A 25,805-nucleotide genomic window follows, 5' to 3' on the forward strand; every position below is an offset into this window, starting at 1 on the left:
GTCACTGCCCCCGGCGCGGAGCCCCACGCTCCGCGCGGCACGACCCGCCCGGTCCGCTCCCCCGGCCCGGCGGTCAGGACCCGGCGCGAGCCACGCGCCGGTCCGCTGCTCCACTCCATCAGATCCGAAAAGGAATAACCCAATGATCAAGAAGGCTCTCGCCGCCGCCGGCGTCGCCGCCGCCGGTCTCGCCACGATCGCCTCCCCGGCGATGGCCATCGGCGACGCGGACGGCGCCGCCACCTCCATCCAGGGCAGCGGCGGCACCAACGCCACCGGCACCTCGGGCAACCACAGCCCGAACTTCCACACCCTGGACAACCCGAACCTCTGCCTCCCCGAGGTGCACAACATCGCCGTCGCCGTCATCGGCGTCGCGGTGCCGATCGAGGCCGACGTCCTGGACAACAAGCCGACCCAGACCTGCGTCGTCGGCCAGAACACCGTGGGCAGCGGCGACGGTGGCGTCAGCCACCTGATCGGCTGACCTTCCGGTCGCGACCGACCGCCGGGTCCGGGGGAGCGATCCCGCGGGCCCGGCGGTTCCATGTCTCCGGCCGCTCCCGGAAACCCGTTCGTCCGCGGCGCGATCGGGTGATCGGAGCGCCGGTGGGCGCGTGCAGCGCCGCTCCAGCCGCACCGCTGTGTTCCCGTAGAAACCACTCCCCCGACGCAGAGAGGAACCTCCCCATGAAGAGCAAGCTGGGCAAGGTCGTCGTCACCTCAGTCGCCGCCCTGGCGCTGGCCGGTATCGCCGCCCCCGCGTACGCGCACGTCGCCGTCGGCGGCGGCCACGAAGGCGTGGCCAGCGCCGACGAGCCCTTCGTCGCCGGCCACTGGGCGGGCTTCGCCGAGACCTCCCACATCTTCACCGCGGGCGGCGGCTACGGCTGGGCCACCTCCACCGCCGTCGGCGGCGGCGAGGGCGGCATCGTCGCCATCCACTGACCCCGCGTCAGTGCCCCGGGGCGCGGCGGCCGTTCACGGCCGCCGCGCCCTTCGGCGTCCGTGCCGGGCCGATACTCCGTTGTCCCGACCGGCGCCGCGCGGAAGACTGGCCGACCGGTCCGACCGGGCCGGGTGCGGAGGGGGAGGCGGTCATGGAGAAGATTCCGACGCTGTTCGAGCGGGACGGCGCCTTCCGGGTGGTGGACCGCCCGCGCGCCGAGTGCGCCTGGGTGTTCGCCGGGGAGGGCGCGGCGACCGAGAAGCTGGACGGCACGAACGTCCGACTGACCGTCCGCTCGGGGCAGTTGGTGCGGGTGGAGAAGCGCCGCAACCCGAGCGCCGCGCAGAAGCGGGCGGGCGTCGTCGACGGCTGGTACGTCGACACCGCCGAGGACGCCGCCGAGGACCGCTGGATCCTGGCCGCCGCCCGGGGCACCGACGTGCGCGGCTGGCCGGACGGCGAGCACCCGTGCGAGGCGCTCGGCCCGCGAATCCAGGGCAACCCGCTCCAGCTGGACGGACACCTGTGCCTGCCGTTCGACCGGGAGGCGCCGGTGTACGAGGGGGTGCCGCGCGACTACGCGGGGCTGCGGGCGTACCTGGCGGGGCTGGAGAGCCGGTTCGCGCCGGGCGCGCTCGCCGAGGGCATCGTCTTCCACCACCCGGACGGGCGGCGCGCCAAGCTCAAGCGGAAGGACTTCCCGCAGTCCGCCTGAGCCCGGCGCGCCCGGCGCGCGGCCGGAGTCGCGCGGCCGGGTCAGCCCAGCATCCGGGCGGCCTCGACCGCCCAGTAGGTGAGGATCTGCTCGGCACCGGCCCGGCGGATCGAGGTGAGGGTCTCCAGGACGGTCCGCTCGCGGTCGATCCAGCCGTTGGCCGCGGCGGCCTCGACCATCGCGTACTCGCCGGAGACCTGGTAGGCGGAGACCGGCACCGGGGAGGCGTCGGCGACCTGGCGCAGGATGTCCAGGTAGGCCATGGCGGGCTTGACCATCACCAGGTCGGCGCCCTCGGCGATGTCCTGCTCCAGCTCGCGCAGCGCCTCGCGGGCGTTGGCCGGGTCCTGCTGGTAGGTCTTGCGGTCGCCCTTGAGCGAGGAGCCGACGGCCTCCCGGAACGGCCCGAAGAACGCCGAGGCGTACTTGGCGGTGTAGGCGAGGATGCCGGTGTCCCGGTGGCCGGCCGCGTCCAGCGCCCGGCGGATCACCGCGACCTGACCGTCCATCATCCCGGACGGGCCGACCAGGTGGACGCCCGCGTCGGCCTGGACCACGGCCATCTCGGCGTAGCGCTCCAGGGTGGCGTCGTTGTCGACCGAGCCGTCCTCGGCGAGCACGCCGCAGTGGCCGTGGTCGGTGTACTCGTCCAGGCACAGGTCGGACATCACGACCAGCTGGTCGCCGACCTCGGAGACCACGTCGCGGATGGCCAGCTGGAGGATGCCCTCGGGGTTGGTGCCCTCGGAGCCGACCGCGTCCTGCACCTCGGGGACGCCGAACAGCATGAGGCCGCCGATCCCGGCCTCGGCGGCCTCGACGGCGGCCCGGCGCAGGGTGTCCCGGGTGTGCTGGACGACGCCCGGCATCGAGGTGATCGGCTTCGGCTCGGTGATGCCCTCGCGGACGAACGCCGGGAGGATCAGCTCGGCCGGGTGCAGCCGGGTCTCGGCGACCAGGCGGCGCATCGCCGGGGTGGAGCGCAGTCGGCGCGGGCGGACGGACGGGAATTCGGCGGACACTTCGAAGGCTCCCTGAGTCACGGAAGAACGCGGCGGGGGGAGGCCGCGGCCTCCCCCCGCCGGAGGGTCAGCGCGCCTTGCGGCGCGAGCCGGGGCGGCGTTCGCTCGGCCGGTAGACCGGCTCGCCCGCCGCGGTGGCGGCGTCCCGGCGGGTGGCCCCGAAGTCGGCCAGCGCCTGGGCGAGCGCGGACGCGGACGGGGCCGGGGCCATCACGTCGACCCGCAGGCCGTGCTCCTCCGCCGTCTTGGCGGTGGCCGGGCCGATGCAGGCGATGACGGTCACGTTGTGCGGCTTGCCGGCGATGCCGACCAGGTTCCGGACGGTCGAGGACGAGGTGAACAGCACCGCGTCGAAGCCGCCGCCCTTGATCGCCTCCCGGGTCTCGGCCGGCGGCGGCGAGGCGCGCACCGTGCGGTACGCGGTCACGTCGTCGACCTCCCAGCCGAGTTCGACCAGGCCGGCCACCAGGGTCTCGGTGGCGATGTCGGCGCGCGGCAGCAGCACCCGGTCGATCGGGTCGAACACCGGATCGTAGGGCGGCCAGTCCTCCAGCAGTCCGGCCGCGGACTGCTCGCCGGAGGGCACCAGGTCGGGCTTGACGCCGAAGTCGACCAGCGCCTGGGCGGTGGTCTCGCCGACCGCCGCGACCTTGATCCCGGCGAACGCCCGGGCGTCCAGGCCGTACTCCTCGAACTTCTCCCGGACGGCCTTGACGGCGTTGACCGAGGTGAAGGCGATCCACTCGTAGCGGCCGGTCACCAGGCCCTTGATGGCCCGCTCCATCTGCTGCGGGGTGCGCGGCGGCTCGACCGCGATGGTCGGCACCTCCTGCGGCACCGCGCCGTACGAGCGCAGCTGGTCGGACAGGCCGTGGGCCTGCTCCTTGGTGCGCGGGACGAGGACGTTCCAGCCGAACAGCGGCTTGGTCTCGAACCACGAGTGCGAGGCGCGGTGGGCGACCTGCTCGCCCACCACGGCTATCACCGAGGTCGCCGGGTCCACCGGGGCGGAGACCGGCGAGGGCAGCACCCGGGCGGCCTTCAGGTCGGCGGCGATGGCGGCCAGCGTGGAGGTGAAGGTGCGCTGCCGGGTGGTGGTGCCGGAGAGCGTCGCGGAGAGCGCCGCGTCGGGCTTGCGGCCGTGCGCCACCAGGGAGTTGGCGGTGGCGGGCAGCTGGCCCAGGGTGGTGCGCACCACCAGGGTGGTCTCCGGCGAGCCCAGGTCGACGACCTGGCCGGCCAGCAGCGCCTCGGCGTCCACGAAGCGGACGTCCGCGCCCTGGCCGCCGCGCAGCGGCACGCCCGCGTAGGCGGGCACGCCGACCGACTGGGCGACGCCGGGGACGACCTCGAAGGGCACGCCGGCCTGGGCGCAGCGCAGCATCTCCTGGGCGGCGCAGCCGTCCAGGCCGGGGTCGCCGTCGACGGTGCGGACCAGGTGGCGGCCGGCCCGGACCGCGTCGGCGGCCAGGTCGGCGAGCTCCCGGCCGGCGTCGGCCGGGTCGAGGACCTGGACGCCGCTCGGGCAGTGGGTGCGGACCGCGGCGGCGGTCAGCGGGTCGGCGACCAGGACGTCGGCGGTGCCGAGCACGTCGACGGCGCGCAGGGTGAGCAGTCCGGGGTCGCCGGGGCCGGCGCCGAGGAAGGTGCAGCGCCCTGCGGGCGGGTGGAATCCGGCGGCGGTCATCGGGCGCGCTCCCCCATCAGGTCGGCCGCTCCGGTGTCGAGCAGCCTGGTGGCCAGGGCGCGGCCCAGGGCCGCGGCCTGCTCCTCGGCGGTCTCGTCGGGGACGAGGGGGCCGTTGGCGGACATCTTGAGCAGTTCGGTGCCGTCGGTGGTGCCGACCACGCCGTCCAGGCGCAGTTCGGTGCCGGTCCAGCCGGCCAGTGCGGCGACCGGGGCGGAGCAGCCCGCCTCCAGGGTGGCCAGCAGGGCGCGCTCGGCGACCACGGCGGCCCGGGTGGGGCGGTGGTCGAGCCGGGCCAGCACGGCAGCCAGGGTCGGGTCGACGCACTCGACGGCGAGCGCGCCCTGCCCGGGGGCGGGGAGCATCAGCGCGGGGTCGAGGTGCTCGGTGATCTCGGCGGAGCGGCCGAGCCGGTTGAGTCCGGCGGTGGCCAGCACCACGGCGTCGAGTTCGCCGGAGGCGACGTAGCCGATCCGGGTGTCGACGTTGCCGCGGATCGGCACGGTCTCCAGGTCGGCGCCGCGGGCGCGGGCCCAGGCGTTCAGCTGGGCCATCCGGCGCGGGGAGCCGGTGCCGATCCGGACGGTGCGGCCGGCGCTCCCGCCGACCAGCCCGGCCAGGTCCAGGCCGTCGCGGGCGACCAGCGCGTCCCGGACGTCCTCGCGCTCGGGGACGGCGGCCAGCAGCAGCCCGGCGGGGGCGGCGGTGGGCAGGTCCTTGAGCGAGTGGACGGCCAGGTCGATCCGGCCCTCCAGCAGGGCGTCGCGCAGGGCCGAGACGAACACCCCGGTGCCGCCGATCTGGGCCAGCGACTCGCGGGAGACGTCCCCGTAGGTGGTGATCTCGACCAGCTCCACCCGGCGGCCGGTGATCGCGGCCACCTCCTCCGCGACCATGCCCGACTGGGCCATGGCGAGGGCGCTGCGGCGGGTGCCGAGGCGCAGCGGCGTCACTGTCTCTGGACCATTCATGAGGTGATCGTCCTGGTCGTGCTGGGGGGCTGACGGGGTGTTCATCTGGTTGCTCCGGCGGGCGGGGCGGTCGCTCCGGCGGGCGGGGCGAGGGCGGCCTGGGCGGCGGGGATGCCGCCCGGCGGGATCGAGGAACCCGCCTGGGCGCCGATCGGGGTGCCGGAGACAGCGTGCACTGCCGCGGGGTCCAAGTCGAACAGCTCGCGCAGGGCCTCCGCGTAGGAGGCCCCGCCGGGTTCGGCGGCGAGCTGCTTGACCTTGACGGTCGGGGCGTGCAGCAGTTTGTCGACCACCCGGCGGACGGTCTGCGAGATCTCCGCGCTGGAGCGCTCGTCCAGGTCCGGCAGCCGGGAGGTGAGGCGGGCGAGTTCGCCGCGGACCACCTCGGAGGCCATGGCGCGCAGGGCGACCACGGTGGGGGCGATCCGGGCGGCGCGCTGGGCCTGCCCGAAGGCGGTGACCTCGTCCGCGACGATGGTGGCCACGGCGTCCACGTCGCCGGCGCCGGGGGTGGCGGCGTGCGCGTGCGAGAGGCTCTCCAGGTCGACCAGCAGGGCGCCGTCCAGCTCGTGCACGGCGTGGTCGACGTCCCGGGGCATGGCCAGGTCGAGGAAGGCCAGCGGGGAGGCGGCACTGCGGGCGGCCGTGTTTTCTCGACTCGCCTCCGGGCGCTCCGACCCGGCGTCGACGCTCCTCGCTCCGGCACTTCCTCCTTCGTCGGTCGCTTGTCGCTCGTCGCTTTCGACACCGGCGCGCCCTTCGGCTCGCGAGCGCCGTACGGCGATGGCGGCGGTGACCTCGGCGGCGTCGATGACGGTGCCGGCCGCGCCGGTGCAGGAGATCACCAGGTCGACGTCGGCGAGCGCCTGCGGGACCTTCGCGAAGTCCAGGGTGCGGGCGGCGCCGCCGAGGATCTCCACCAGCCGCTCGGCGCGGGCCGGGGTGCGGTTGGCGATCAGCAGGTCGGTGACGCCGGCGCGGACCAGGGTGGCGGCGGCCAGCGAGCTCATCGAGCCCGCGCCGACCACCAGGGCGCGCTTGCCGGCCACCGGGCCGGCCCCGGCGGCGACCTGCTCCAGGCCGAAGGTGACCAGCGACTGCCCGGCCCGGTCGATGCCGGTCTCGCTGTGCGCCCGCTTGCCGACCCGCAGGGCCTGCTGGAACAGCTCGTTCAGGCCGCGGCCCGCGGTGTGCTCCTCCTGCGCCTTGGCCAGCGCGTCGCGCAGCTGGCCGAGGATCTGGCCCTCGCCGACGACCATCGAGTCCAGTCCGCAGGCCACCGAGAACAGGTGGTGGACGGCCCGGTCCTCGTAGTGCACGTACAGGTGGGGGGTGAGTTCGTCGAGGTCGACGCCGCCGTGCCCGGCGAGCAGTTGGGACAGCTCGGCGACGCCCGCGTGGAACTTGTCCACGTCGGCGTACAGCTCGATCCGGTTGCAGGTGTTGACCAGCGCGGCCTCGCCGACGGTCGCCGAGGCGGCGGCCTCGTGCAGCACCCGGGTCGGGCTGTCGCCGGTGAGCGCCGCGCGCTCCAGCACGCCGACCGGCGCGGTCCGGTGGCTCAGACCGACTACCAGAAGACTCATGCCCCCACCTCGTCGTGACGGATGTTCGTGCTCACGCCGGCATCACCGCGGACAGGTCGTCGTCCGGGCCGCCCTTGGCGGCGGGGGCGCCCTTGGCCTGCTCGGCCTTGCCGCCGGCGGCCCGGCGCAGCTTGGCGGCCGCGGCCCGGACCGGACCGGGGGCGCGGTCGAGCACCGAGTCGCCCGCGGACGGCTCGTCGCCGGCCTTGCGCTGCTCGTGGAAGGCGAGGATCTGCAGCTCTATCGACAGGTCGACCTTGCGCACGTCCACCCCGTCCGGCACGGTCAGCACGGTCGGGGCGAAGTTCAGGATGCTGGTCACGCCGGCCTCCACCAGCCGGTCGCAGACCTGCTGGGCGGCGCCGGGCGGGGTGGTGATCACGCCGATGGAGACCTGCTGGGTGGCGACGATCTCCTCCAGCTCGTCCATGTGCCGCACGGGCAGGCCCGCGGCGGTGCTGCCGACCACGTGCGGGTCGGCGTCCAGCAGGGCGGCCACCCGGAACCCGCGGGAGGCGAAACCGCCGTAGTTGGCGAGGGCGTGGCCCAGGTTGCCGATGCCGACGATGACGACCGGCCAGTCCTGGGTGAGGCCCAGCTCGCGGGAGATCTGGTAGACGAGGTACTCCACGTCGTAGCCGACGCCGCGGGTGCCGTAGGAGCCCAGGTAGGAGAAGTCCTTGCGGAGCTTCGCCGAGTTCACCCCGGCGGCGGCGGCCAGCTCCTCGGAGGAGACGGTCGGGACCGAGCGCTCGGAGAGCGCGGTCAGGGCCCGCAGGTAGAGCGGGAGGCGGGCCACGGTCGCCTCCGGGATGCCCCGCGCACGCGAGGGCCTGCGCGCGGCGCCCTGGTCGGGCGTCTGCGAACTGCTGGGTGAGGGTCGGCCGATTGCCACGTTGCTCCTGTGGGTGAAGCTGGGCTTGGACCGCCAGGCTATGCGTTTGTGAACGTGTGCACAAAGATGGTGTCCGATTTGTCCCCGAACAGTGACACGCATCACTCGTCACCCGCCGAACCGATCAGCGCCCGCGGGCCCTCCACCCCGGCCGGCCACGGGCCCAGCGGCGCCACCCGGCGCAGCAGCGGGGCCTCCGCCCGGGAGCGCGCCGAGCCGGCCGGACCCAGCCGCGGCCACGGCACCGCGGGCCCGGCGGGGGCGGCCGGCAGCCGGACGTCCGCGCAGCCCGTCCGGCGGCAGTGCCGCAGCAGCTCGACCGTCGCCCGCGCGTCGCCCAGCGCGGTGTGCGCCGGGAACCAGCCCAGCCCGGCCGCCTCCACGCACGCGGACAGGCCGAACCCGCCCGCCTCCGGCAGCATCCGGCGGGCGATGCGCATCGTGCACAGCAGCGGCACCGGCGGCAGCGCCACCCCGATCCGGGCGAACTCGCGCTCCAGGAACGCCCGGTCGCAGGTCACGTGGTGGCCCACCAGCACCCGGCCGGCCAGCAGCTCCAGCAGCCGCGGCGCGATCTGCCGGAACTTCGGCGCGCCCTCGACGTCGTCCTGCGCTATCCCGTGCACGTGCGTCGGCCCGACCGGACCGGCCGGGTCGAGCAGGGTGGCGAACTCCCGCTCGGTGCGCAGCGCGGCGTCCAGCTGCACCACGGCGACCTCGACCACCCGGTGGCGCCAGGGGCTACGACCGGTGGCCTCGACGTCGACGACGGCATAGCCGTTCATCGCGCCCTCCTCTTGCACGGCCCCCGGCGGACACGGAAACCGTTCGATCGTAAGCCGAGAAGTGAAGGAACTCCTAGGCCGATCTTCATCGAACGTTCACGAAGCACCGGTGCCCCAGGAGGGGCGGGCGAGGGGGCGCGAAGGGGCCGGGCGGCGGGCTAGGCGCCCAGCGCCTTGCGGAGCCGGGCCTCGTCGACCCGCCAGAAGTCGTGCTGGCGGCCGTCGACCAGGGTGACCGGGATCTGCTCGGCGTACTGCTCGTACAGGGCCGGGTCCTGGAGGACGTCCTTCTCCTCGAAGGACGCGCCCAGCTCGGCGGTGACCCTGAGGATCACCGCGCGGGCGTCCTCGCAGAGGTGGCAGCCGGGCTTGCCGATCAGGGTGACGGTGGTGTCGGCGGGGTTCTTCCTCGCGCGTCGCAGCAGGCTCACCGGTTCATTGTGCCGCTCGTCGCGCCGCCGCCCGTTCACTGCTCGGGCACTCCTCGGACACGGGCCCGGACGGCCGCGCTGACTATGCTCGTCGCATGGCCGCGCTACGAAGGCTCACCCAGTCAAGGCGTTCCACCGACGACCGGACCGCCCTGGCGGCCGAGGCCGCCGCCGACGCCGCCAGCGCCCAGCTGGCGCCGGAGCCGTCGAAGGCCCCCGAGGCGCCGGAGGGCGACCACACGCCGGAGCCCGGGGACGTCCGGGCCGCCGCGTTCTTCGACTGCGACAACACGATCCTGCGCGGCGCGGCGATCTTCTACCTCGGGGTCGGGCTGTACCGGCGGCGCTTCTTCTCCCGCCGCGACCTGGCCCGGTTCGCCTGGCAGCAGGCGGCGTTCCGGCTGCGCGGCGCGGAGAACCCGGAGCACATCGCCGACGCCCGGGACAGCGCGCTCGGCCTGGTGGCCGGCAAGCGCACCGCGGACCTGGAGCAGATCTGCGAGGAGATCTTCGAGCCGGTGCTGGCCGAGAAGGTCTGGCCGGGCACCCGGGCGCTGGTGCAGATGCACCTGGACGCCGGGCAGCGGGTGTGGCTGGTGACCGCCGCGCCGCAGGAGGTGGCCCGGCTGATCGCGCGCCGGCTGGGCATGACCGGCGCGCTCGGCACCGTCGCGGAGACCCGGGACGGCGAGTACACCGGCCGGCTGGTCGGCGGGATGCTGCACGGCCCGGCCAAGGCGGCCGCGGTGCAGGCGCTGGCCCGCCGCGAGCACCTGGACCTGGCGCGCTGCGCGGCGTTCAGCGACTCCGCCAACGACATCCCGATGCTGAGCCTGGTCGGCCACCCGTACGTGATCAACCCGGACGGGGAGCTGCGCCGGCACGCCCGGGCGATGGGCTGGCGGGTGCGGGACTTCCGCACCGGGCGGAAGGCGGCCCGGATCGGCGTCCCGGCGGCGGCCGGGCTGGGCGTGCTGGTGGGGGCGGCCGCGGCGGCGGTCGCGGTGCACCGCCGGCAGCGGGCCTGACGCCGCGGCGACCCGGCGCTGCCACCCGGCGTCGACCCGGCACCGCCGCCCGGCGTCAACACGACGCGGCCGCCCGGCGTCAACGCGGTGTCGACGACACGCCCTCCGACGGGTGGTCGTGCACGTCAGCGGGGGTGAACCCGCCCCGGACGGGCGGCGGTTCGGGAACGTCCGGCCCTGACCGGAACTGATCGTTCGGCAGACGGGCAAAGTCATGGGTTGGGGCGGCCGATAGCGGGGAAACCCGGCCTGCACACCGGTGTTCGGTCACCCGACGTGCACAAGTGGTCACATTGAGCCGGATGGATGGCGCCAACTCCGGTCACCGACAGGTGAATATCCGCAAGAAGTGGACCTCAATCGACCACTTCGACCACGCGGTGTAGCTGTCATTGCACAAAGCGTTATTCTCTCCTGGATGCACCCCGCCCGCAGCGTCCCCGTGACGGGCGGTCCGTGCGGCGTGCTCTCCGCACAGGCGGAGGTGATCCGTCCACAGTTCTGCCTCTGGGAGTCCCGTGTACCCACCCGTCCGGAACGACGCGCCAGCCACCTCCCGCCCGCCGACCGCCACTCTGCGCCGCGGTGTGCGCCTGGAACGGCTGTGGGCCGCGATCCGCGAGTTCGAACTGGCCGTCCCGCAGCCCGCGGTGGCCGGCCCCGCGTTCGCCGCGCCCGCCCCGGCCGCGTTCGCCGCGCCGCTGCTGCGCTCGACCACGACCGGCTCCGCCGGCGGCGGAACCTCCGGCAGCGCCCCCGCCACGGGCCCGCGCGGCCGCACCGTGCCCGCCCCCGGCAGCCGCGGCCGCTCCCGCAGCGCGCCCGCCGGGCCCGGCTACGACACCGAGCACAACCCGGTGGTGGAGCTGGTCGAACGGGCCCAGAACGGCGAGAGCGAAGCCTTCGGCCGGCTCTACGACCACTACGCCGACACCGTGTACCGGTACATCTACTACCGGGTCGGCAGCCGGGCCACCGCCGAGGACCTGACCAGCGAGACCTTCCTGCGCGCGCTGCGCCGGATCGGCACCTTCACCTGGCAGGGCCGCGACTTCGGCGCCTGGCTGGTGACCATCGCCCGCAACCTGGTGGCCGACCACTTCAAGTCCAGCCGGTTCCGGCTGGAGGTCACCACCGGCGAGATGCTCGACTCCAACGAGTGCGAGCGCAGCCCCGAGGAGTCGGTGCTGGAGTCGCTCTCCAACGCCGCCCTGCTGGACGCGGTGCGCCGGCTCAACCCGCAACAGCAGGAGTGCGTCACGCTGCGCTTCCTGCAGGGCCTGTCGGTCGCCGAGACGGCCCGGATCATGGGCAAGAACGAGGGCGCCATCAAGACGCTGCAGTACCGCGCGGTGCGCACGCTGGCCCGCCTGCTGCCGCCGGACGCCAGGTGACCCGCCGACCGTGGACGCGATAGCCCACAGACCGTCGCCGCGCCCTCCGGCGCCCGACGGACCGTCAACCCGCTTCGGGCACAGGCACGTCCGGGTGAAGCGGCGGTCATCTGCTCTGCTTAATACGCCAGGGGGGTCGTGCGTAACCGACTCCGGACACCGCTCGTTGGCCAGCGTGCAATCCGCCACCGGGCCCGCGGTCAAGTGGGAACTCGAACTGTCACCCGATGGTGTGGTTTCGGCCTGTCGGGACAACCAACCGGCGGGCCACGGTGTCGAAAACGACGAAGGGAGGTGTGGCCCGTGACGGCAAACGTGCTGGAGCACCGGCGGGCGAAGTCCTTCGCCGAGGCGCTGGAGGCCCACCAGAGTGACCACCGGAGCAGCGGCTCGCACCGGGCAGGCTCCGCCGCCATGACCGAGCTCCTCGCGATGGCCGACGCGCTCGGTGCGGTCCCCGCCCCCGAGCTCAGCGCCGAGACGCGGACGGTCCAACGCGCCCAGCTGATGGCCGCGTTCGAGCAGGAGTGGGCCGGTGGCGCCCCCACCGCGGTCCTCCCCGCCCAGCGCGGCCGACGCGCCCAGCGCACCCGCTGGGGCCGCCGGCTGGCCATCGGCGGCCTGGTCGCCGGCGTCGCGGTCGGCGGGTTCGCCGGGGCCGCCGCCGCCTCCACCAACGCCCTCCCCGGCGACGCCCTGTACGGCATGAAGCGCGGCCTGGAAGGGCTGCGCCTCGACTGGGCGGACAACGACACCGAGCGCGGCGCGCTGCTGCTCCGGCAGGCGTCCACCCGCCTCGACGAGGCGCAGTCGCTGCTCGGCCGCTCCGACAGCCCGACCGCGCTCAGCCCCGCCACGGTCGACCAGGTCCGCCGCGCGCTCGACGACATGCACGCCGAGGCGCTGCGCGGCCGGGACCTGCTGCGCGCCGTCTACCGCACCAACGGCTCGCTCACCCCGATGCGCCAGCTCGCCGGCTTCGCCGGGGAGGACCAGCGCTGGTCGGTCCTGCAGTCCAAGCTCCCGTCCGGGCTGAGCAGCCAGGCCACCAAGGTCGACCAGCTCTTCGACGACATAAGCGAGGACGTCGCGCCGCTCCGGCTGGAGCAGACCCCCGGCCAGGGCGGCAGCGGCGGCAGCGGGAGCACCGCGGGGAGCGGCGGGGACGGCGGCAGCAGCGCCGGTACCGGCACCGGCACGGGGCAGCAGCCGCTGCTGCCCGGCACCGGAGCGCCCGGCGGCGCGAGCGGCGGCCACGAGCCGGGCGCCGTCCCGTCCGTGCGGGTCACGCCGCCGCCCGGCGCGGCCACCTCGGGCGGGCTCGGCGACCTGCTGGGCGGCCTGACCGGCACCGGGGCCTCCCCCGCCGCGACCGGCTCCCCGGCGGCCTCCGGCGGCGCCACCCCGGCGGCCCCCTCGGGCTCCCCGTCCGCGCCCGCCGGGGGCGCGGTGCCGGGCATCACCCTCCCGCCGCTCATCCCGGGCCTGCTGCCGGGGCTGACGCTCAACTGAGGGCGCGGCGGCCGGGGGGCGGGGGGAGCCGGACGGCTCCCCCCGCCCCCCGGTCCGTGCGTCACCCGAAGACGGAGCGCCGCTGCACCAGCAGCTTGTACAGCGTGTGCTGGATGGTCTCCCGGACCTGGTCGGTGAGGTTGAAGACCAGCATCGGGTCCTCCGCCGCGTCCTTCGGGTAGCTGTCGGTGGGGATCGGCTCGCCGAACTGGATGGTCCACTTGGTGGGCAGCGGGATCGCGCCGAGCGGGCCGAGCCAGGGGAAGGTGGGCGTGATCGGGACGTAGGGCAGGCCGAGCAGGCGGGCCAGGGACTTGAAGTTGCCGATCATGGGGTAGGTCTCCTCGGCCCCGACGATCGAGCAGGGCACGATCGGGACGCCGGCCCGCAGCGCGGAGGCGACGAAGCCGCCGCGGCCGAAGCGCTGGAGCTTGTAGCGGTCGGCGAAGGGCTTGCCGATGCCCTTGAAGCCCTCGGGCCAGACGCCGACCACCTCGCCGCGCTCCAGCAGGGTCTGGGCGTCCTCGTTGCAGGCCAGGGTGTGCCCGGCCTTGCGGGCGAGCTCGTTGACCACGGGGAGGACGAAGACCAGGTCGGCGGCGAGCATCCGCAGGTGGCGGTCGGCGTGGTCGTGGACGGCGACCTGGGTCATCAGGGCGTCCAGCGGGACGGTGCCGGAGTGGTTGGCGACGATCAGCACGCCGCCCTCGGCGGGGATGTGCTCGGTGCCGCGGACCTCGATCCGGAAGTACTTCTCGGCGAGCGGCCGCAGCAGGGCGAGGAAGACCTCCTCGGTGAGCTCCCGGTCGAAGCCGAAGTCGTCGACCTCGTAGTCGCCGGTGAGCCGGCGGCGCAGGAAGCCGAGGCCGTGGGCGGCGCGCTCCTCCCAGCCCTTGCCGAGGACCCGGGTGGCGGTGGCGCCGAGCTGTCCGGCGAGGGCCGCGCCGACGCCGTCGGCGATCCGGTCGGCGAGGGCGGGCCGCGGCTCCGGGCCGCTCCAGCTGGGGGCGGACTCGATCGGGATGACCTTGGCCGCCGGGTCGGCGGACTCCCGGGCGGCTGTCATCGCGGCCTCAACTCCTGGGTCTCGGTGGGGTGGTGGTCGCCGAGCAGGCCGGCCAGCCGGTCGGTGACGGCGGTCAGCCGCTCGGGCGGCAGCGGGCCGGGCGGGCAGTGCGCGGCGAAGTCGGCGAAGGTCTCCGGGGTGGTCCGGCGCGGGCTCCAGCCGAGCCGTTCGCGCAGCCGGGCGGTGTCCACCACCCGTCCGTGGGTGAGCAGTTGGAGCTGTTCCTGGGAGAAGGCGCGGTCCGCGGGGGCGGCCAGCCGCCGGGTCAGCCGGGCGACCAGGCCGAGCGCGGGCCGCAGCAGCGGGACGGTGGGACGGCCGAGCCGGCGGGCGCACTGGGAGAGCAGCAGGACGCCGTCCCCGGCGACGTTGTAGGTGCCGGGGGGTGCGCCGAGGACGGCCAGCCGCAGCGCCTCCAGGGCGTCGTCCTCGTGGACGAACTGGAGCCGGGGGTCGTGGCCGAAGGCGGTGGGCAGCACCGGGAGGCGGAAGTACGCGGCGAGCGGGGTGTCGCCGTCCGGGCCGAGGATGTTGGCGAAGCGCAGCACGGTGACCGCGACATCGGGGCGGCGGCGGGCGAAGCCGCGGACGTAGCCCTCGACCTCGGCGGCGTCCCGGGCGAAGCCGTCGGGGGGCAGCGCCTTGGGCTGGGTCAGCTCGCCGAAGACGGCCGGGTCGCGGGGCGCGGAGCCGTAGACGGCGGTGGTGGACTTGACCACCAGCCGGGCCAGCCCGGGGGCCTGCTGGCAGGCGCCGAGCAGCTGCATGGTGCCGATGACGTTGCTCTCCTTCACCGCGGCCCGGCCGCCGTGGCCGAGCGCGGTGACGTTGAGGTGCACGACGGTGTCGACCTCGTGCTCGGCGATCACCCGGGCGACCGCGGGGCGCCGCGGGTCGACCTGGGCGTACCGGACGCCGAGCGGAAGTCCGGGCGGCGGCGGGACGGCGTCCACCCCGACCACCCGGTCCACCTCGGGCCGTTCGGCGATCCGCTCGGCGAAGCGCGCGCCGAGCGGGCGCGCCACGCCGGTGACGAGCACGACCTTGCCCATGCTGCCCCGACCTCCCTGGATGCCCACCCTGCGTCTGCACCGTACCGCGCGGAGGACACCCGGGCTGAAACGCCACTGCCCGCCCCGGAAATCAATCCGGGACGGGCAGGACGGAAACCTGGCGACGCGAGGCGACCGCAGGCGGTGTTACTTCTTGTTGCGACGCTGCACGCGAGTGCGCTTCAGAAGCTTGCGGTGCTTCTTCTTGGCCATACGCTTGCGACGCTTCTTGATGACAGAGCCCACGGAACATTCCTCGCTCACTCGGACCCGCGCCCGTGAGAGAACGGGAGTCCATACGACTGACGGAGGCCCTAGCCTACCGTCCACCTCGCGTTTGCCGTAATCGGTGCCCGTGGTGGTGGTGAGCTACGCGCTTTCGAGCCGCACGTAGGACTCCTGGAGGTACTCGTGCACCTTCTGCTCGGGCACCCGGAAGGAGCGGCCGACCCGGATGGCCGGAAGCTCGCCGCTGTGCACCAGACGGTAGACCGTCATCTTCGACACCCGCATCACCGAGGCGACCTCGGCCACGGTCAGGAAGACGACATCCTGCAGGGGACGCTCGCCGGAACTCATGACCCATCACCGACCCTTACCCGTGTGCAAGGCACCGGCTTCCCCTCCGGTGACTCCACCGGCACACGTGTATCCCCAGAGTAGTTATGCATGGTACGGGTGGGAAGAGGGGGGCCGTCACCTGTTGTACGGTGCGAGATCCGCCCGTTGCAGTACGTAGTCGCTCAGCGGGACGTAGCAGCTCGGCGCGGAGCCGTCCTCCAGCGGGACGACCACCTCCACCAGGCCGTCCGCCTCGGCGGCGAACGGGGCGACGTCGTTGCAGTCCGCGATGCCGCCGGCCGGGATGCCGAGGCGGCCCGCGCCGCAGAGCCAGCCGTGGTCGCCCAGCACCAGGTCGGGCGGGGGGTGCCCGGCGTCGGCGAGGGCGGTCAGGGCGAGCCGGACGGGCAGCGGGGAGTGGGTGTGCGCGAGGTCGCCGGGGCCCGGGCGGCCGGGCCCGTCGGGGCCGTCCAGGGCGCGCACCACCAGGACGCCGTCGAGCACGTCGAGGCGGCGGGGGCGCTCGCCCTCGGGGGTGGGCTCGCGGAAGCGCGCCCCGCGCGCGGGGGTGTGCACGGTGCAGCCGGCCGCTTCGAGCGCCTCGGCCAGCGCGCGGTGGAAGCCGGCCAGCTTGGTGGGGTGGCCGGTGCCGGCCAGCACGCTGCCGCGCCGGCCGGCGGTGCGGCGCAGCAGGGCGGCGAGGCGGTCCAGCGCGTCGAGGGTGCGGTCGGGGTCGATGGAGTCCGGGCCCTGGGTGTGGCGCGGGTCGGGGTTCACCCCGACGCGTTCGGCCATCAGCCGCAGCACGGCGGCCTCGTCGCGGCGGGGCTCCGGCTCCAGCCCCATCAGTGCCTTGGGGTCGCCCTGGGCGAACAGCCGGTAGTGGCGCAGGTTGTTCTGCCGGGGGGTGGGGACCTCGGGGCCGGCCAGGCGGTGCTTGACCAGGTAGGCGCGCAGCTCCGCGCGGGTGGTCCGGGCGGGCCGGGCGGGCCGGGCGGTCACGGGATCAGCCCGTGCTGCGGCAGGACGGCCCGGCGGGCGGCCAGGATCGCCTGGTCGAGCCGGTCTGCCGGGTCGTAGCCGCCGTCCTGGAAGTCGGACCAGTGGGGGTGGCGCCGTCGGTCATCCGCAGCGGGGCGGGGCGGCGGGTGAGCCGGTACACCTCGGCGCGCCACGCCTCGGGCGTCTCGGTGGCCGGGTCGACGGGGTGGCCGGCGGCGGTGGCCACCAGGTGCGTCCAGGTGCGGGGCACCACGTCGACCACCGCGTACCCGCCGCCGCCGGTGGCGATCCAGCGGCCGTCGGCGTGCTCGTGGGCGAGGCGGTGGACGGCCTCGGCGATCAGCCGCTGGGCGTCGACGGTGACGGCGAGGTGGGCCAGCGGGTCCTCGACGTGGGTGTCGGCGCCGTGCTGGCTGACGATCACCTGCGGGCGGAACGCGGCCAGCAGTTCCGGCACCAGCGCGTGGAAGGCGCGCAGCCAGCCGGCGTCGCCCGTCCCGGCGGGCAGCGGGAGGTTGGCGGCGGTGCCCTCGGCGTCCGGCCCGCCGGTCTCGGTGGCCCAGCCGGTCTGCGGGAACAGCGTGGCCGGGCTCTCGTGCAGCGAGACGGTCAGCACCCGGGGGTCGTTCCAGAACGCCTGCTGCACGCCGTCGCCGTGGTGGACGTCCACGTCGACGTAGGCGATCCGCTCGGCGCCGAGTTCGAGCAGCCGGGCGATGGCCAGCGCCGGGTCGTTGTAGACGCAGAACCCGGACGCCCGCCCGGGCATCGCGTGGTGCAGCCCGCCCGCGAAGTTGACGGCGTGCGGGGTCTCCCCGCGCCAGACCGCCTCGGCGGCGGCCACCGACTGGCCGGCGATCAGCGCGGACGCGGTGTGCAGCCCCGGGAACGCCCAGTTGTCGTCCGTCCCCAGCCCGTGCGCGGCGTCGACGGCGGACGGGTCGGCGGCGGCCCGCTTCACCGCCGCCACGTACTCGGCGGTGTGCACCAGCCGCAGCGTCGAGTCCCCCGCGGCCGGTGCCGAGCGCACCGTCACGGACGGCCGCTCCGCCAGCCCCAGCGACTCGACCAGCCGCATCGTCAGCGCCAGGCGCGTCGGGTCCATCGGGTGCCCGGGCCCGAAGTCGTATCCGGTCTCTGCCTCGTCCCAGAACAGGTGCAGGCCGCAGGTGGTTTCCGCCATGACCCCCACCGTATCGGGACCGCCCCCGGCACCCGGTCCGCTCCGGACGGTTTCGCGAGCGGTGCCGCCGTCGCGGGAGGGCGGGGAGGCGGCCACGGCGGCCACCGGCCCTTCCCCGCTCCGCGATCGTCACGCTCTGCGCTCCGGGCGTCGCGCAGCGGCACCGGCCCGGGCCGGGACGGTCGTCGAAGGGGAACGCGAGGTCGCGGCACGCGGGGCGCTCCACGCTCTGCTGAAGGCCCAGGCACGGTCCGAGGCCGGGTCCGAGCAACTGATCAGTGCCGAGGGGGAAGGACCGGCCCCCGATGGCCCATGACGATCCCGAACCGCCCGCCGAGCGCCGCCGGCGCAAGAGCGGCCGCCGCAACTCCGACGGCGGCAGGTGCATCGAGGTGGACGACGCCGCCTTCGGCCACGTCCGCGACTCCAAGGACCCGCACGGCCCCCACCTGGAGTTCACCCCCACCGCCTGAGCGGCCTTCGTCCCCGCCACCGCGACCGGCGGGTTCGGCCCGGCCTGACCGCGCCGCCCGCCGCCCGCCGCCGAGAACACCCCTCCCCGAGAAGGGGCTTCCCGCCGTGCGGCCGGTCAGATCGGTTGGGCGGGGTCGTCGAGCCAGGCGTGCCAGCCGTCCGGGGTGACGGTGAGTCCGAGGCGCCCGATCCCGGGCCGGCCCGCGCCGTGCCACCAGGCAAGGGTCCGCTCGAAGTCGTCCCAGAGGCAGCGGCCGCCGTACTGGCGGACCAGGTGGGTGGTCTCGCCGTCGCGGAAGGTCGCTGCGGCCCAGGCCGGGACGGTGAGGGAGTAGAGCCACAGCGTCCGGGCACCGTTCTCGTGGGACTGGACGGCGTGGACGACGTCGCGCAGGCGCAGGCCGGCAGCGAACGGGAACGGGTCGAACTTGCCGTGCGTGGGCAGCGTGGCGGTGGTGGTGCCCTCGGCGACCGTGCCTCCATCGGCCGGGTTGTTCGGCCACCGCAGACGTTGGGAGCGCATCTTCATGAACTCGACCGGCTGGAGGAACGGCCCGGTCGCGGTGCCGTCGCGGGCCACGGTGAGGCGGACCAGGGCGTCGGCGTTGGAGTAGTGGGTGCCGAAGGGGGCCAGGATCATCCCGCCGGGGCGGGTCTGCTCGATCCAGGTGGGCGGGATCTCCCGCAGCCCGTACGTCGCCGTGATCCGGTCGTACGGGGCTCCGGGCGGATGGCCGAGCGCGCCGTCCCCGCACACGAGGTGCGGGCGGTGACCGGCGGCGTGCAGCGAGGCCCGGGCCCGGGCGGAGACCTGGGGGTCGATCTCGATGGTGGTCACGTTCGCGTCGCCGATCCGGTGGGCGAGCAAGGCGGCGTTCCAGCCCGTGCCGGTGCCCTGCTCCAGCACCCGCATCCCGGACTCGATCCGGAGGTCGTCCAGCATGGCGGCGACCAGGGACGGCTGTGAGGCGGAGCTGGTCGGCACCGTGCCGGGCTCGGTGCCCCGGTGCTCACCGTCGTCCCACTGGGTGACGATCGGGATGTCCGCGGCGGCAGCCGCCAGCCAGGTGCTCTCGTCGGCGGTCCGGTCGAGGGGGCGGCTGGTGCCGGTGGCCATGTCGTGCGCCCAGATGAGGTCCGGCAGGAACAGTGCGCGCGGCACGGCGGCGAAGGCCGGTGCCCATGCGGCGGCGACGGGGAAGGACCGCCCCGGCTCGGGGCGGTCCTGCTGCTCGGGTGCGAGCGTCACTTGCGGTGTCCCCCGTCTCCGGGCGGAGTCGTGCCGTCCGGGGACGGCGGCGTGGGCGGCGGCGTCCACGGCGTGCCGGGGTGCCCGTCTCCCCCGCTTCCGTCGTCGTTCTCCACCTCGGTGTCCATGCCGGCCTCCTTGCCGTTGCTGTCGGGGGTGCGGGACTTCGACGGTAGAGAGCGGTGTGAGCCGTCCTCAACGCGATTGCGGACGATTGCGGGGAATCACCCGAGGGCGTCGATCGCCGCGGTGACCAGCGCCCGGGCGGCGGCACCGTGGACGGCCATCTTCGCGAGCTCGGCGAAGGCCCGGTGGTAGTCGGCGAGTTCGCGGGGCTGGGTCACCGTCACCTCGGCGGTCAGCGTCTCCACCGATGCCTGCGCGGTGTCGAACAGGTAGAACGCCTCCAGCGGCCACATCGTGCGCTGCGCGGTGGAGGGAATGACACCGACCGAGACGGCGGGCAGCGGCATCACGGCCAGGAGGTGGCCGAGTTGGTCGGCCATCGCGGCGGCGTCGCCGATGCGGTAGCGCAGCACGGTCTCCTCGATGAGGACGACGAAGCGGTGGCGCGGATCGTGCAGGAGTCGGCCGCGTTCGAGGCGGGCGGCGACCGCGGCGGCCACGTCGTCGGGGGTCTGCTGGAAGACGGTGATGGCGCGCAGGAGGGCAGTGGCGTAGGCGGCGGTCTGGAGGAAGCCGGGGAAGACGTTGGAGACGTAGGCCCGGCACACCGAGGTCTCCTGGTGGCGCGTCAGCGACTCCTCCTGCGCCCGGCGCATTCCGGCGCGGTGGGCCTGCCGCCACTCCCGGTACATCAGCGCCACCGCGCGCAGCGTGGCGATCAGGTCGTCGGCCTGGCCGTTCGCGCCGCACGCCGCGCACCAGGCGCGCAGGTCGGACTCGGAGGGGACGGACTTGCCGGAGAGGATGCGGGAGGTCTTGGCGGGGTGCCAGCGGCAGCGGGCGGACAGGTCCTTGCCGTCGAGTCCGGCGTCCGACATCAGCTCGCGCAGGCGGACGGCGAGCGCGGCCCGGGCGGCCCGGACGCTGGACGACGGGGAGGCGGGCACGGTGGGGCTCGGCGCGGCGGGTCAGACGGTGTACTGCTCGTGCGGGACGGCGCGCTCCCACACCGCGTCGAACGCGGTGGTGCACAGCTTCACCACGGCCGGGTCCTCGGTGTAGGAGAAGCGCGGGTCGGCCCAGTCGCCGTCGCCGGTGAAGTGGTTGAAGCGCACCCGGCTGCTGTCGACCAGCCAGAAGTCCTCGCCGGGCAGCGCCAGGTCGCAGGTGTCGCGGCGAGCCAGCCAGCGGACCTCCTCACCGGCGGTGACGTTGACCTGGGTCATGGCGTGCAGGTAGCGGGTGTAGAGGGTGACCGGTTCGGAGACGATCCGGGCCCGGCGGATGGCGACTCCCCGATCGGCCGCCTCGCGCACCATCCGGGTCCACTCGCGCCAGTACTCGGAGTCGGGGTCCAGGTCGGAGGCGCCGGTCCGGCGGAAGCGCTCGACGGCGTCGGCCTCGTCCGGGACGCTGTAGGTGTCGCGCAGCTCCAGGTGCACCGCGGTGTGCCGGGCACCGCCGAGGAGTTGGTCAAAGTCCGGCGCGTTCAGCCACATCGCATGCCTCCCTCAAGATCCGCGCCATCCGGGCCGGGACGCGCACCACGGCCTCGCCCTCCGGAATCCCGGGGGTGTGGTCGGGCGCCCACGCGATCCGGGAGATCACGTCCAGCAGGTCCGCACCGGCGGTCCAGCCCTGGATGACGATCTCCCGGTTCTCCCGGTCCACCCACGCGGTCGGTGAGCCCTCTTTGCCCGTCTCCGGGTCGATCCCGATGAAATCCAGCTCCACAACGCCCTCCGTCACCAAACCGGTTGTGGTCACTCGGGGCCCACCGTCCTCTTCCCGGCGACGGGCCGTCAAGGGCGCGCGGTTGCGGGTGGGCGCGCACCTGCGGGGAGGGAGCTTCGCGCGGTCCGGCGGAAGGCCGGGGCTCAGGCCGGTGTCCGGGCCGGGGCAGGCTGTTCGGCCGGGGCGGGGGCGAAGTGGGGGGCGAGCGGGAGGATGGCGAGGACGAGGAGCATGGGGGCGCAGAAGGCCCAGCGGTAGTCGGAGAGTTCGGCGAGGGCGCCGACCAGGAGGGAGCCGATCAGGAAGCCGACGTAGTTGAAGAGGTTGAGGCGGGCGACGGCGGCGTCGCTGGCGTGCGGGAAGAGGCGGCCGCCGGCGGCGAAGACCTGGGGGATGATCGCGCAGATGCCGAAGCCGAGGACGGTGAAGCCGAGGACGCCGGTCCAGGTGCCGGGGGCGAGGACGGCGATCAGGAAGCCCGCGCCGGCCACGGCGGTGCCGGCGCGGACCACGGGGAGGACGGTGAAGCGCTGGACGGCGCGGTCGCCGACGGCGCGGCCGAGCAGCATGGCGACCATGTAGCCGAGGTAGGAGAACTTGGCGAGGTCGTCGGGGCTGTGCAGGCCGTCGGTGAGGTACTTGACGCTGTAGTTGGAGACGGAGGCGTCGGCGATGTAGGCGAAGGCCATCACGGCGCACAGCGGGAGCAGCGGCTTCCAGGGGATGCGGCGGGCGGCGAGCGCGGCGGCCTCGCGGACGGCGTCGCCGAGTTCGGCGGGGCCGGCGAACCAGTGGCCGGCGATCAGCGCGGCGGGGACCAGGACGGCCGCGGCGCCGCCGAACAGCAGGGGCAGGCCGGTGTTCCGGTGCGCGCCGAGGGCGGCGAGGGCGGCGCCGAGGATGCCGCCGAGGCTGAACGCGGCGTGGAAGCCGATCATGATGCTGCGGCCGTAGCGGTGTTGGAGGCCGACGCCGAGCATGTTCATGGAGGCGTCGAGGGCTCCGACCAGCAGGCCGAACAGGCCGAGGGCGAGGGCGAGTTGCCAGAGCCGGGAGCCGAGTCCGGTGAGCGCGAGGGTGAGGCAGAGCGCGGGTTGGACGACCCGCAGGACGCCGCGGGCGGTGGTGCGCTTGACGAGCGTCTCGGAGGTGATCGAGCCGACCCCGGCCAGGATCGGGACGGCGGCCAGGAAGACCGGCAGCAGGCCGTCGCTGAGGCCGTAACGTTTCTGCAAGTCGGTGATGCAGGTGACCAGCAGGGCGAAGGTGGTGCCCTGGAGGAAGAAGGAGACGGCCAGCGCGGCCCGGGCCCGCCGGAGCCGGGGAGTGGGGGCGGCCGTGGCCGTGACCTGCATCGGGACCTCGCTCACCACCGACGCTACCGGCCGGTACGCAACTGTTGGGCAGAGCGTAGGCGGTCGGCGGCGCCGGCGGGAGGGGTGCGGCGGGACCAGTTCGGCGGTGCCGGCCGGCGGGGTGCGCCGGCCGGCGGGGCGCGGCGGGCGCGGCGGGAGGGGCGCGGCAGGAGGGGCGCGGCGGCGGCCGGTCAGCTCCCCAGCAGGCCGATCGCCTCGTCCAGCCCGGTGAGCAGCCCGGTAGCGCCGGCCGAGGTGAGCTTGGCCGGGTCGGTGAGCGCGGCGTACCCGTACACGTCCATGCCGGCCGCGCGGGCGGCCAGCACGCCGTTGCGGCTGTCCTCCAGGACCAGGCAGCGGGCCGGGTCGGCGCCCATGGTGCGGGCGGCGTGCAGGAACAGGTCGGGGGCGGGCTTGCCGACGCCGACGTCCTGGGCGGAGAACAGCAGCTCGTCGGCGAAGTACCCGGACAGGCCGGTGAGGCGGTGCGCGGTGCGGATCCAGGCGTGGTGGGCGGAGGAGGCGACGCAGTAGCGGACGCCGCGCTCCCGGAGGTGGGTGAGCAGCTTCTCGGCCCCGGCCACCGGCCGCAGCTCCTGCTCGAAGGCGGCGAACACCCGGGCGTGGAACAGGTCGTCGAAGCCCTCCGGGAGCCGGGCCCCGTACCGTTCGGCGACCACGTCGTGCACGGTGTGCGCGGCGGTGCCCATGAAGTCCCGGTAGGAGTCCTCCACGGTGGTGGGGTGGCCGAGTTCGGTCAGGTACTCGGCGAGCACCCGGTTGGAGATCGGCTCGCTGTCCACCAGCACGCCGTCGTTGTCCAGGATCAGCAGGTCGTAGCTCACGGGGCCCGAGCCTACTTGCCGCCGCCGGCCAGCTCCCGGGAGCGGTCCCGGGCGGCCTCCAGGGCGCCGAGCAGGGCGGCCCGGACGCCGTGGTTCTCCAGTTCGCGGATGGCGGCGATGGTGGTGCCGGCCGGGGAGGTGACGGCCTCGCGGAGCTTGACCGGGTGCTCGCCGGAGTCGCGGAGCATCACCGAGGCGCCGATCGCGGACTGCACGATCAGCTCGTGCGCGACCTGCCGGGGCAGGCCGAGCAGGATGCCGGCGTCGATCATCGCCTCGACCAGGAAGTAGAAGTAGGCGGGGCCGGAGCCGGACAGCGCGGTGGCCGCGTCCTGCTGGTTCTCCGGGACGCGCAGCGCCTTGCCGACCGAGCGGAAGATCGCCTCGGTGCGGGCCAGGTGCGCCTCGGTGGCGTGCGAGCCGCCGGAGATCACGCTCATGCCCTCGTCCACCAGCACCGGGGTGTTGGGCATCACCCGGACCACGGGGGTGCCGGGGGCGAGGCGCTCCTCGAACCAGGCGGTGGGGATGCCCGCGGCGGCCGAGACGACCAGCTTGTCGGCGGCGACGTGCTCGGCCAGCTCCTCCAGCAGGGTGCCCATGTCCTGCGGCTTGACCGCGAGGATCAGGGTGTCGGCGAGCTTGGCGGCCTCCGCGTTGCCGACGGTGGTGACGCCGTAGCGGTCGGCGAGTTCGGTGGCGCGCTCGGGGCGGCGGGCGGTGACCAGCACGTCGGCGGGCGAGGTGCCGGCCCGCAGCAGTCCGGAGAGCAGGGCCTCGCCGATCTTGCCCGTGCCGAGGAAGGCGATCTTCTGGCCGCCGGTCGTGGTGTCGCTCATGGGCCTCTCCGTACGCTGCGGTTCCGGTTCCTGGCCGCCATCTTGCCCCCGGAGCCGCCCGGCCCGGCGGAGGTGTCCACCCTGCGGGCGCGGGCCGGGCCCGCCCCGGTCAGTCCCCGTCCGGGACGACGCCGAGGGCGAACGCGCCGTCCCGGACCAGCTCCTCGGTGATCCGGACGCCGGTGAGCCGCTCGGCGAGCGCGAAGACCGCCGGCCGCAGGTCGCCGCCGCCCCGGCGGTCGACCTCGGCCAGCAGCGCCCGGGTCGCCGCCGCGTCGGGGCCGTCCGCCGCGTCCGGGTGCGCGAAGGAGACCCGCCGTTCGCCGTCCCGGTAGTGCCGGAAGCGGTCGGCGGAGCCGTCCGCGGCGCTGTCGTGCTGCACGGCGTCGCCGCCGCGGGACAGCGCGGCCAGTTGGGCGGCGTCCAGCCCGGCGCTCCGGTCCAGGGCCAGCAGCAGCGTCCAGTCGCCGCCGTCGCCGGAGACGGGAAGGGCGCCGACGGTGAACGAGGCGTCCGGGCCGCCCCGGACCCAGGCGCGCAGCTCCTCCGCGCAGTCGAACAGGTCGTCCACGCCGTCGGCGAAGCCCTGCGGGACGGCGCCCAGCAGGTCGAGCGCCTCCCGCGGGGGACGGCTGCGGACCAGGGTGAGCGAGTAGCCGGCGTCCAGGCAGTCGGGGAACCAGTCGGAGTCGGCGATCCAGGCGTAGTCGTGCGCGGTCGACGTCATGGCCCCATTGTGGCGGGCCCCTCCGACACCCCGTCACGGCCGCGGCGGGCCCGGGCCCGTAGGGGGAATCTCAGGGGTACCGGCTATGGCTTCCGGGCCCGGCGGGGAGCACCGTGGAGGCATGGGACACGGAGAGTTGTCAGGACGTGAGAACCGCCAGGTCGCCGTCGCCGCCGCGACGCTCGGCCCGTGGCGGACGGCGGCGGCGGTGGGCACGGTGGTCGGCGGGGCCGCGCTCGCGGTGGACGTGGTCACCCTGGACTGGTCATGGGGCATCCTGGCCGGGCCGGTGAGCCTCGGGTTGTTCTTCTTCTTCCTGGTCGGCACCGTGGGCGGGCGGCTGCGCAGCGGCGGCGACCGGCGGCTGCGCCGCTGGGCGGACGCCCACCCGTGGCAGTCGGCGCTGCCCGCCACCGGGGCGCTGCTGGTGCTCAACACCCTGGCGCTGTGGCTGCTGGGCAGCCACGGCCTGTTCGGGGCGCTGTTCACCTCGCTGCTGCCGGCCGGCGTGCTGCTGGCGGTGGCGGGCGTGGTCGGGGCGGTGAAGGCGGCCCGCCGGGGCTGACGGCGCGTCACGTCCGACCCCGTTGTCGGGCGTGTCGGCGGTGGTCGGCATA

General features: G+C 74.8%; 29 protein-coding genes and 1 pseudogene. 8 read left to right on the forward strand and 22 right to left on the reverse strand.

The features are described 5' to 3' along the window. The first annotated feature begins 142 nt into the window (after positions 1-142). From QMQ26_RS15295 to QMQ26_RS15305, 3 genes are all read left to right on the forward strand, one after another. On the forward strand, positions 143-487 hold the full coding sequence (locus QMQ26_RS15295; protein WP_100837728.1) for a rodlet layer protein: 345 nt from the start codon (positions 143-145) through the stop codon (positions 485-487). A 203-nt stretch (positions 488-690) separates the two neighbouring features. Further along, a complete protein-coding gene (locus tag QMQ26_RS15300) occupies positions 691-948 on the forward strand; it encodes a hypothetical protein (protein ID WP_100837727.1) in 258 nt (85 codons plus the stop codon). Between the two features lie 152 nt (positions 949-1,100). Beyond that, positions 1,101-1,664 carry a hypothetical protein gene (locus QMQ26_RS15305; protein ID WP_282206021.1) on the forward strand — a complete coding sequence of 188 codons (564 nt, stop codon included), beginning with the start codon at positions 1,101-1,103 and terminating at the stop codon, positions 1,662-1,664. Positions 1,665-1,705: 41 nt separating this feature from the next. On the opposite strand, the gene hemB is transcribed toward QMQ26_RS15305, so the two are convergent. The 7 genes from hemB to QMQ26_RS15340 all read right to left on the reverse strand — a co-directional run bounded on the left by hemB (position 1,706) and on the right by QMQ26_RS15340 (position 9,041). Continuing rightward, a complete protein-coding gene (gene hemB / locus QMQ26_RS15310; RefSeq protein ID WP_404814181.1) occupies positions 1,706-2,632 on the reverse strand; it encodes a porphobilinogen synthase in 927 nt (308 codons plus the stop codon). Between the two features lie 121 nt (positions 2,633-2,753). Then, complete coding sequence (locus QMQ26_RS15315) at positions 2,754-4,373, reverse strand: bifunctional uroporphyrinogen-III C-methyltransferase/uroporphyrinogen-III synthase (RefSeq protein ID WP_100837724.1); 1,620 nt, start codon at positions 4,371-4,373, stop codon at positions 2,754-2,756. Further along, entirely contained in the window at positions 4,370-5,344 is a 975-nt protein-coding gene (hemC, locus tag QMQ26_RS15320; protein ID WP_100838639.1) for a hydroxymethylbilane synthase, read from the reverse strand. Before hemC ends, QMQ26_RS15315 begins: the two co-directional genes overlap by 4 nt. 41 nt (positions 5,345-5,385) lie before the next feature. Then, on the reverse strand, positions 5,386-6,930 hold the full coding sequence (locus tag QMQ26_RS15325; protein WP_282206022.1) for a glutamyl-tRNA reductase: 1,545 nt from the start codon (positions 6,928-6,930) through the stop codon (positions 5,386-5,388). Positions 6,931-6,961: 31 nt separating this feature from the next. Beyond that, on the reverse strand, positions 6,962-7,819 hold the full coding sequence (locus QMQ26_RS15330) for a redox-sensing transcriptional repressor Rex (protein WP_100838638.1): 858 nt from the start codon (positions 7,817-7,819) through the stop codon (positions 6,962-6,964). Between the two features lie 107 nt (positions 7,820-7,926). Continuing rightward, on the reverse strand, positions 7,927-8,610 hold the full coding sequence (locus QMQ26_RS15335; protein ID WP_100837722.1) for a 3'-5' exonuclease: 684 nt from the start codon (positions 8,608-8,610) through the stop codon (positions 7,927-7,929). 158 nt (positions 8,611-8,768) lie between these two features. Continuing rightward, on the reverse strand, positions 8,769-9,041 hold the full coding sequence (locus QMQ26_RS15340) for a glutaredoxin family protein (protein ID WP_100838637.1): 273 nt from the start codon (positions 9,039-9,041) through the stop codon (positions 8,769-8,771). Between the two features lie 95 nt (positions 9,042-9,136). Here QMQ26_RS15340 and QMQ26_RS15345 point away from each other — a divergent pair, with 95 nt between their 5' ends. The 3 genes from QMQ26_RS15345 to QMQ26_RS15355 all read left to right on the forward strand — a co-directional run bounded on the left by QMQ26_RS15345 (position 9,137) and on the right by QMQ26_RS15355 (position 12,975). Beyond that, on the forward strand, positions 9,137-10,069 hold the full coding sequence (locus QMQ26_RS15345; RefSeq protein ID WP_100837721.1) for an HAD family hydrolase: 933 nt from the start codon (positions 9,137-9,139) through the stop codon (positions 10,067-10,069). Between the two features lie 518 nt (positions 10,070-10,587). Continuing rightward, positions 10,588-11,463 (forward strand): ECF subfamily RNA polymerase sigma factor, BldN family, encoded by an 876-nt coding sequence (locus QMQ26_RS15350; protein ID WP_404814127.1) that lies wholly within the window; start codon positions 10,588-10,590, stop codon positions 11,461-11,463. Between the two features lie 303 nt (positions 11,464-11,766). After that, a complete protein-coding gene (locus tag QMQ26_RS15355; RefSeq protein ID WP_282206024.1) occupies positions 11,767-12,975 on the forward strand; it encodes a DUF5667 domain-containing protein in 1,209 nt (402 codons plus the stop codon). A gap of 61 nt (positions 12,976-13,036) precedes the next feature. On the opposite strand, the gene QMQ26_RS15360 is transcribed toward QMQ26_RS15355, so the two are convergent. The 6 genes and pseudogenes from QMQ26_RS15360 to QMQ26_RS15385 all read right to left on the reverse strand — a co-directional run bounded on the left by QMQ26_RS15360 (position 13,037) and on the right by QMQ26_RS15385 (position 17,839). Beyond that, positions 13,037-14,041: a lysophospholipid acyltransferase family protein gene (locus tag QMQ26_RS15360; RefSeq protein WP_100837718.1), complete on the reverse strand. Its 1,005-nt coding sequence runs from the start codon at positions 14,039-14,041 to the stop codon at positions 13,037-13,039. Then, complete coding sequence (locus QMQ26_RS15365; protein WP_100837717.1) at positions 14,038-15,093, reverse strand: NAD-dependent epimerase/dehydratase family protein; 1,056 nt, start codon at positions 15,091-15,093, stop codon at positions 14,038-14,040. Before QMQ26_RS15365 ends, QMQ26_RS15360 begins: the two co-directional genes overlap by 4 nt. Positions 15,094-15,240: 147 nt before the next feature. Next, positions 15,241-15,306, reverse strand: a complete 66-nt coding sequence (locus tag QMQ26_RS15370) for a 30S ribosomal protein bS22 (RefSeq protein ID WP_435842771.1) — start codon at positions 15,304-15,306, stop codon at positions 15,241-15,243. 156 nt (positions 15,307-15,462) lie between these two features. Continuing rightward, positions 15,463-15,672 carry a helix-turn-helix domain-containing protein gene (locus QMQ26_RS15375; protein ID WP_014136488.1) on the reverse strand — a complete coding sequence of 70 codons (210 nt, stop codon included), beginning with the start codon at positions 15,670-15,672 and terminating at the stop codon, positions 15,463-15,465. Between the two features lie 117 nt (positions 15,673-15,789). Further along, the gene (locus QMQ26_RS15380) at positions 15,790-16,656 is read right to left on the reverse strand and encodes a phosphatase (RefSeq protein WP_282206025.1); all 867 of its coding nucleotides are present in this window, start codon (positions 16,654-16,656) and stop codon (positions 15,790-15,792) included. Then, positions 16,653-17,839, reverse strand: a pseudogene (locus QMQ26_RS15385) (acetoin utilization protein AcuC). Before QMQ26_RS15385 ends, QMQ26_RS15380 begins: the two are co-directional and overlap by 4 nt. A gap of 305 nt (positions 17,840-18,144) precedes the next feature. Here QMQ26_RS15385 and QMQ26_RS15390 point away from each other — a divergent pair. Beyond that, positions 18,145-18,312 (forward strand): DUF397 domain-containing protein, encoded by a 168-nt coding sequence (locus tag QMQ26_RS15390; protein WP_282206026.1) that lies wholly within the window; start codon positions 18,145-18,147, stop codon positions 18,310-18,312. 116 nt (positions 18,313-18,428) lie between these two features. Here the strand turns inward: QMQ26_RS15390 and QMQ26_RS15395 are convergent, their stop codons facing one another. The 9 genes from QMQ26_RS15395 to QMQ26_RS15435 all read right to left on the reverse strand — a co-directional run bounded on the left by QMQ26_RS15395 (position 18,429) and on the right by QMQ26_RS15435 (position 25,188). Next, a complete protein-coding gene (locus QMQ26_RS15395; RefSeq protein ID WP_282206027.1) occupies positions 18,429-19,562 on the reverse strand; it encodes a methyltransferase domain-containing protein in 1,134 nt (377 codons plus the stop codon). Beyond that, complete coding sequence (locus QMQ26_RS15400) at positions 19,559-19,690, reverse strand: hypothetical protein (protein ID WP_282206028.1); 132 nt, start codon at positions 19,688-19,690, stop codon at positions 19,559-19,561. Before QMQ26_RS15400 ends, QMQ26_RS15395 begins: the two co-directional genes overlap by 4 nt. 96 nt (positions 19,691-19,786) lie before the next feature. Beyond that, positions 19,787-20,635 (reverse strand): helix-turn-helix domain-containing protein, encoded by an 849-nt coding sequence (locus tag QMQ26_RS15405; protein ID WP_282206029.1) that lies wholly within the window; start codon positions 20,633-20,635, stop codon positions 19,787-19,789. Between the two features lie 21 nt (positions 20,636-20,656). Continuing rightward, positions 20,657-21,187: a DUF6879 family protein gene (locus tag QMQ26_RS15410; protein ID WP_282206030.1), complete on the reverse strand. Its 531-nt coding sequence runs from the start codon at positions 21,185-21,187 to the stop codon at positions 20,657-20,659. Further along, entirely contained in the window at positions 21,162-21,422 is a 261-nt protein-coding gene (locus tag QMQ26_RS15415; RefSeq protein WP_282206031.1) for a hypothetical protein, read from the reverse strand. The genes QMQ26_RS15410 and QMQ26_RS15415 overlap by 26 nt, the downstream gene beginning before the upstream one ends. Before the next feature lie 143 nt (positions 21,423-21,565). After that, on the reverse strand, positions 21,566-22,777 hold the full coding sequence (locus tag QMQ26_RS15420) for an MFS transporter (RefSeq protein WP_282206531.1): 1,212 nt from the start codon (positions 22,775-22,777) through the stop codon (positions 21,566-21,568). 191 nt (positions 22,778-22,968) lie between these two features. Next, entirely contained in the window at positions 22,969-23,622 is a 654-nt protein-coding gene (locus QMQ26_RS15425; RefSeq protein ID WP_100837715.1) for an HAD family hydrolase, read from the reverse strand. Positions 23,623-23,633: 11 nt separating this feature from the next. Continuing rightward, the gene (proC, locus tag QMQ26_RS15430; protein ID WP_100837714.1) at positions 23,634-24,461 is read right to left on the reverse strand and encodes a pyrroline-5-carboxylate reductase; all 828 of its coding nucleotides are present in this window, start codon (positions 24,459-24,461) and stop codon (positions 23,634-23,636) included. A gap of 109 nt (positions 24,462-24,570) precedes the next feature. After that, positions 24,571-25,188, reverse strand: a complete 618-nt coding sequence (locus QMQ26_RS15435; RefSeq protein WP_282206032.1) for a DUF6461 domain-containing protein — start codon at positions 25,186-25,188, stop codon at positions 24,571-24,573. Positions 25,189-25,324: 136 nt separating this feature from the next. Here QMQ26_RS15435 and QMQ26_RS15440 point away from each other — a divergent pair, with 136 nt between their 5' ends. Continuing rightward, positions 25,325-25,753: a hypothetical protein gene (locus tag QMQ26_RS15440; RefSeq protein ID WP_282206033.1), complete on the forward strand. Its 429-nt coding sequence runs from the start codon at positions 25,325-25,327 to the stop codon at positions 25,751-25,753. Positions 25,754-25,805: the final 52 nt, after the last annotated feature.

Origin of the sequence: Kitasatospora fiedleri (assembly GCF_948472415.1) — a bacterium.
Lineage (GTDB): Bacteria > Actinomycetota > Actinomycetes > Streptomycetales > Streptomycetaceae > Kitasatospora > Kitasatospora fiedleri.

Excerpts from the sequence above, each read along its gene's own strand:
- hemC (WP_100838639.1), bottom strand. The coding sequence starts at position 5,344 with ATGAATGGTCCAGAGACAGTGACGCCGCTGCGCCTCGGCACCCGCCGC.
- QMQ26_RS15345 (WP_100837721.1), top strand. The coding sequence starts at position 9,137 with ATGGCCGCGCTACGAAGGCTCACCCAGTCAAGGCGTTCCACCGACGAC.
- QMQ26_RS15410 (WP_282206030.1), bottom strand. The coding sequence starts at position 21,187 with ATGTGGCTGAACGCGCCGGACTTTGACCAACTCCTCGGCGGTGCCCGG.
- hemB (WP_404814181.1), bottom strand. The coding sequence starts at position 2,632 with ATGCGCCGCCTGGTCGCCGAGACCCGGCTGCACCCGGCCGAGCTGATC.
- QMQ26_RS15375 (WP_014136488.1), bottom strand. The coding sequence starts at position 15,672 with ATGAGTTCCGGCGAGCGTCCCCTGCAGGATGTCGTCTTCCTGACCGTG.
- QMQ26_RS15435 (WP_282206032.1), bottom strand. The coding sequence starts at position 25,188 with ATGACGTCGACCGCGCACGACTACGCCTGGATCGCCGACTCCGACTGG.
- QMQ26_RS15305 (WP_282206021.1), top strand. The coding sequence starts at position 1,101 with ATGGAGAAGATTCCGACGCTGTTCGAGCGGGACGGCGCCTTCCGGGTG.
- QMQ26_RS15420 (WP_282206531.1), bottom strand. The coding sequence starts at position 22,777 with ATGCAGGTCACGGCCACGGCCGCCCCCACTCCCCGGCTCCGGCGGGCC.
- QMQ26_RS15300 (WP_100837727.1), top strand. The coding sequence starts at position 691 with ATGAAGAGCAAGCTGGGCAAGGTCGTCGTCACCTCAGTCGCCGCCCTG.
- QMQ26_RS15400 (WP_282206028.1), bottom strand. The coding sequence starts at position 19,690 with ATGGACACCGAGGTGGAGAACGACGACGGAAGCGGGGGAGACGGGCAC.
- QMQ26_RS15335 (WP_100837722.1), bottom strand. The coding sequence starts at position 8,610 with ATGAACGGCTATGCCGTCGTCGACGTCGAGGCCACCGGTCGTAGCCCC.
- QMQ26_RS15360 (WP_100837718.1), bottom strand. The coding sequence starts at position 14,041 with ATGACAGCCGCCCGGGAGTCCGCCGACCCGGCGGCCAAGGTCATCCCG.
- QMQ26_RS15325 (WP_282206022.1), bottom strand. The coding sequence starts at position 6,930 with ATGAGTCTTCTGGTAGTCGGTCTGAGCCACCGGACCGCGCCGGTCGGC.
- proC (WP_100837714.1), bottom strand. The coding sequence starts at position 24,461 with ATGAGCGACACCACGACCGGCGGCCAGAAGATCGCCTTCCTCGGCACG.
- QMQ26_RS15390 (WP_282206026.1), top strand. The coding sequence starts at position 18,145 with ATGGCCCATGACGATCCCGAACCGCCCGCCGAGCGCCGCCGGCGCAAG.
- QMQ26_RS15295 (WP_100837728.1), top strand. The coding sequence starts at position 143 with ATGATCAAGAAGGCTCTCGCCGCCGCCGGCGTCGCCGCCGCCGGTCTC.
- QMQ26_RS15365 (WP_100837717.1), bottom strand. The coding sequence starts at position 15,093 with ATGGGCAAGGTCGTGCTCGTCACCGGCGTGGCGCGCCCGCTCGGCGCG.
- QMQ26_RS15315 (WP_100837724.1), bottom strand. The coding sequence starts at position 4,373 with ATGACCGCCGCCGGATTCCACCCGCCCGCAGGGCGCTGCACCTTCCTC.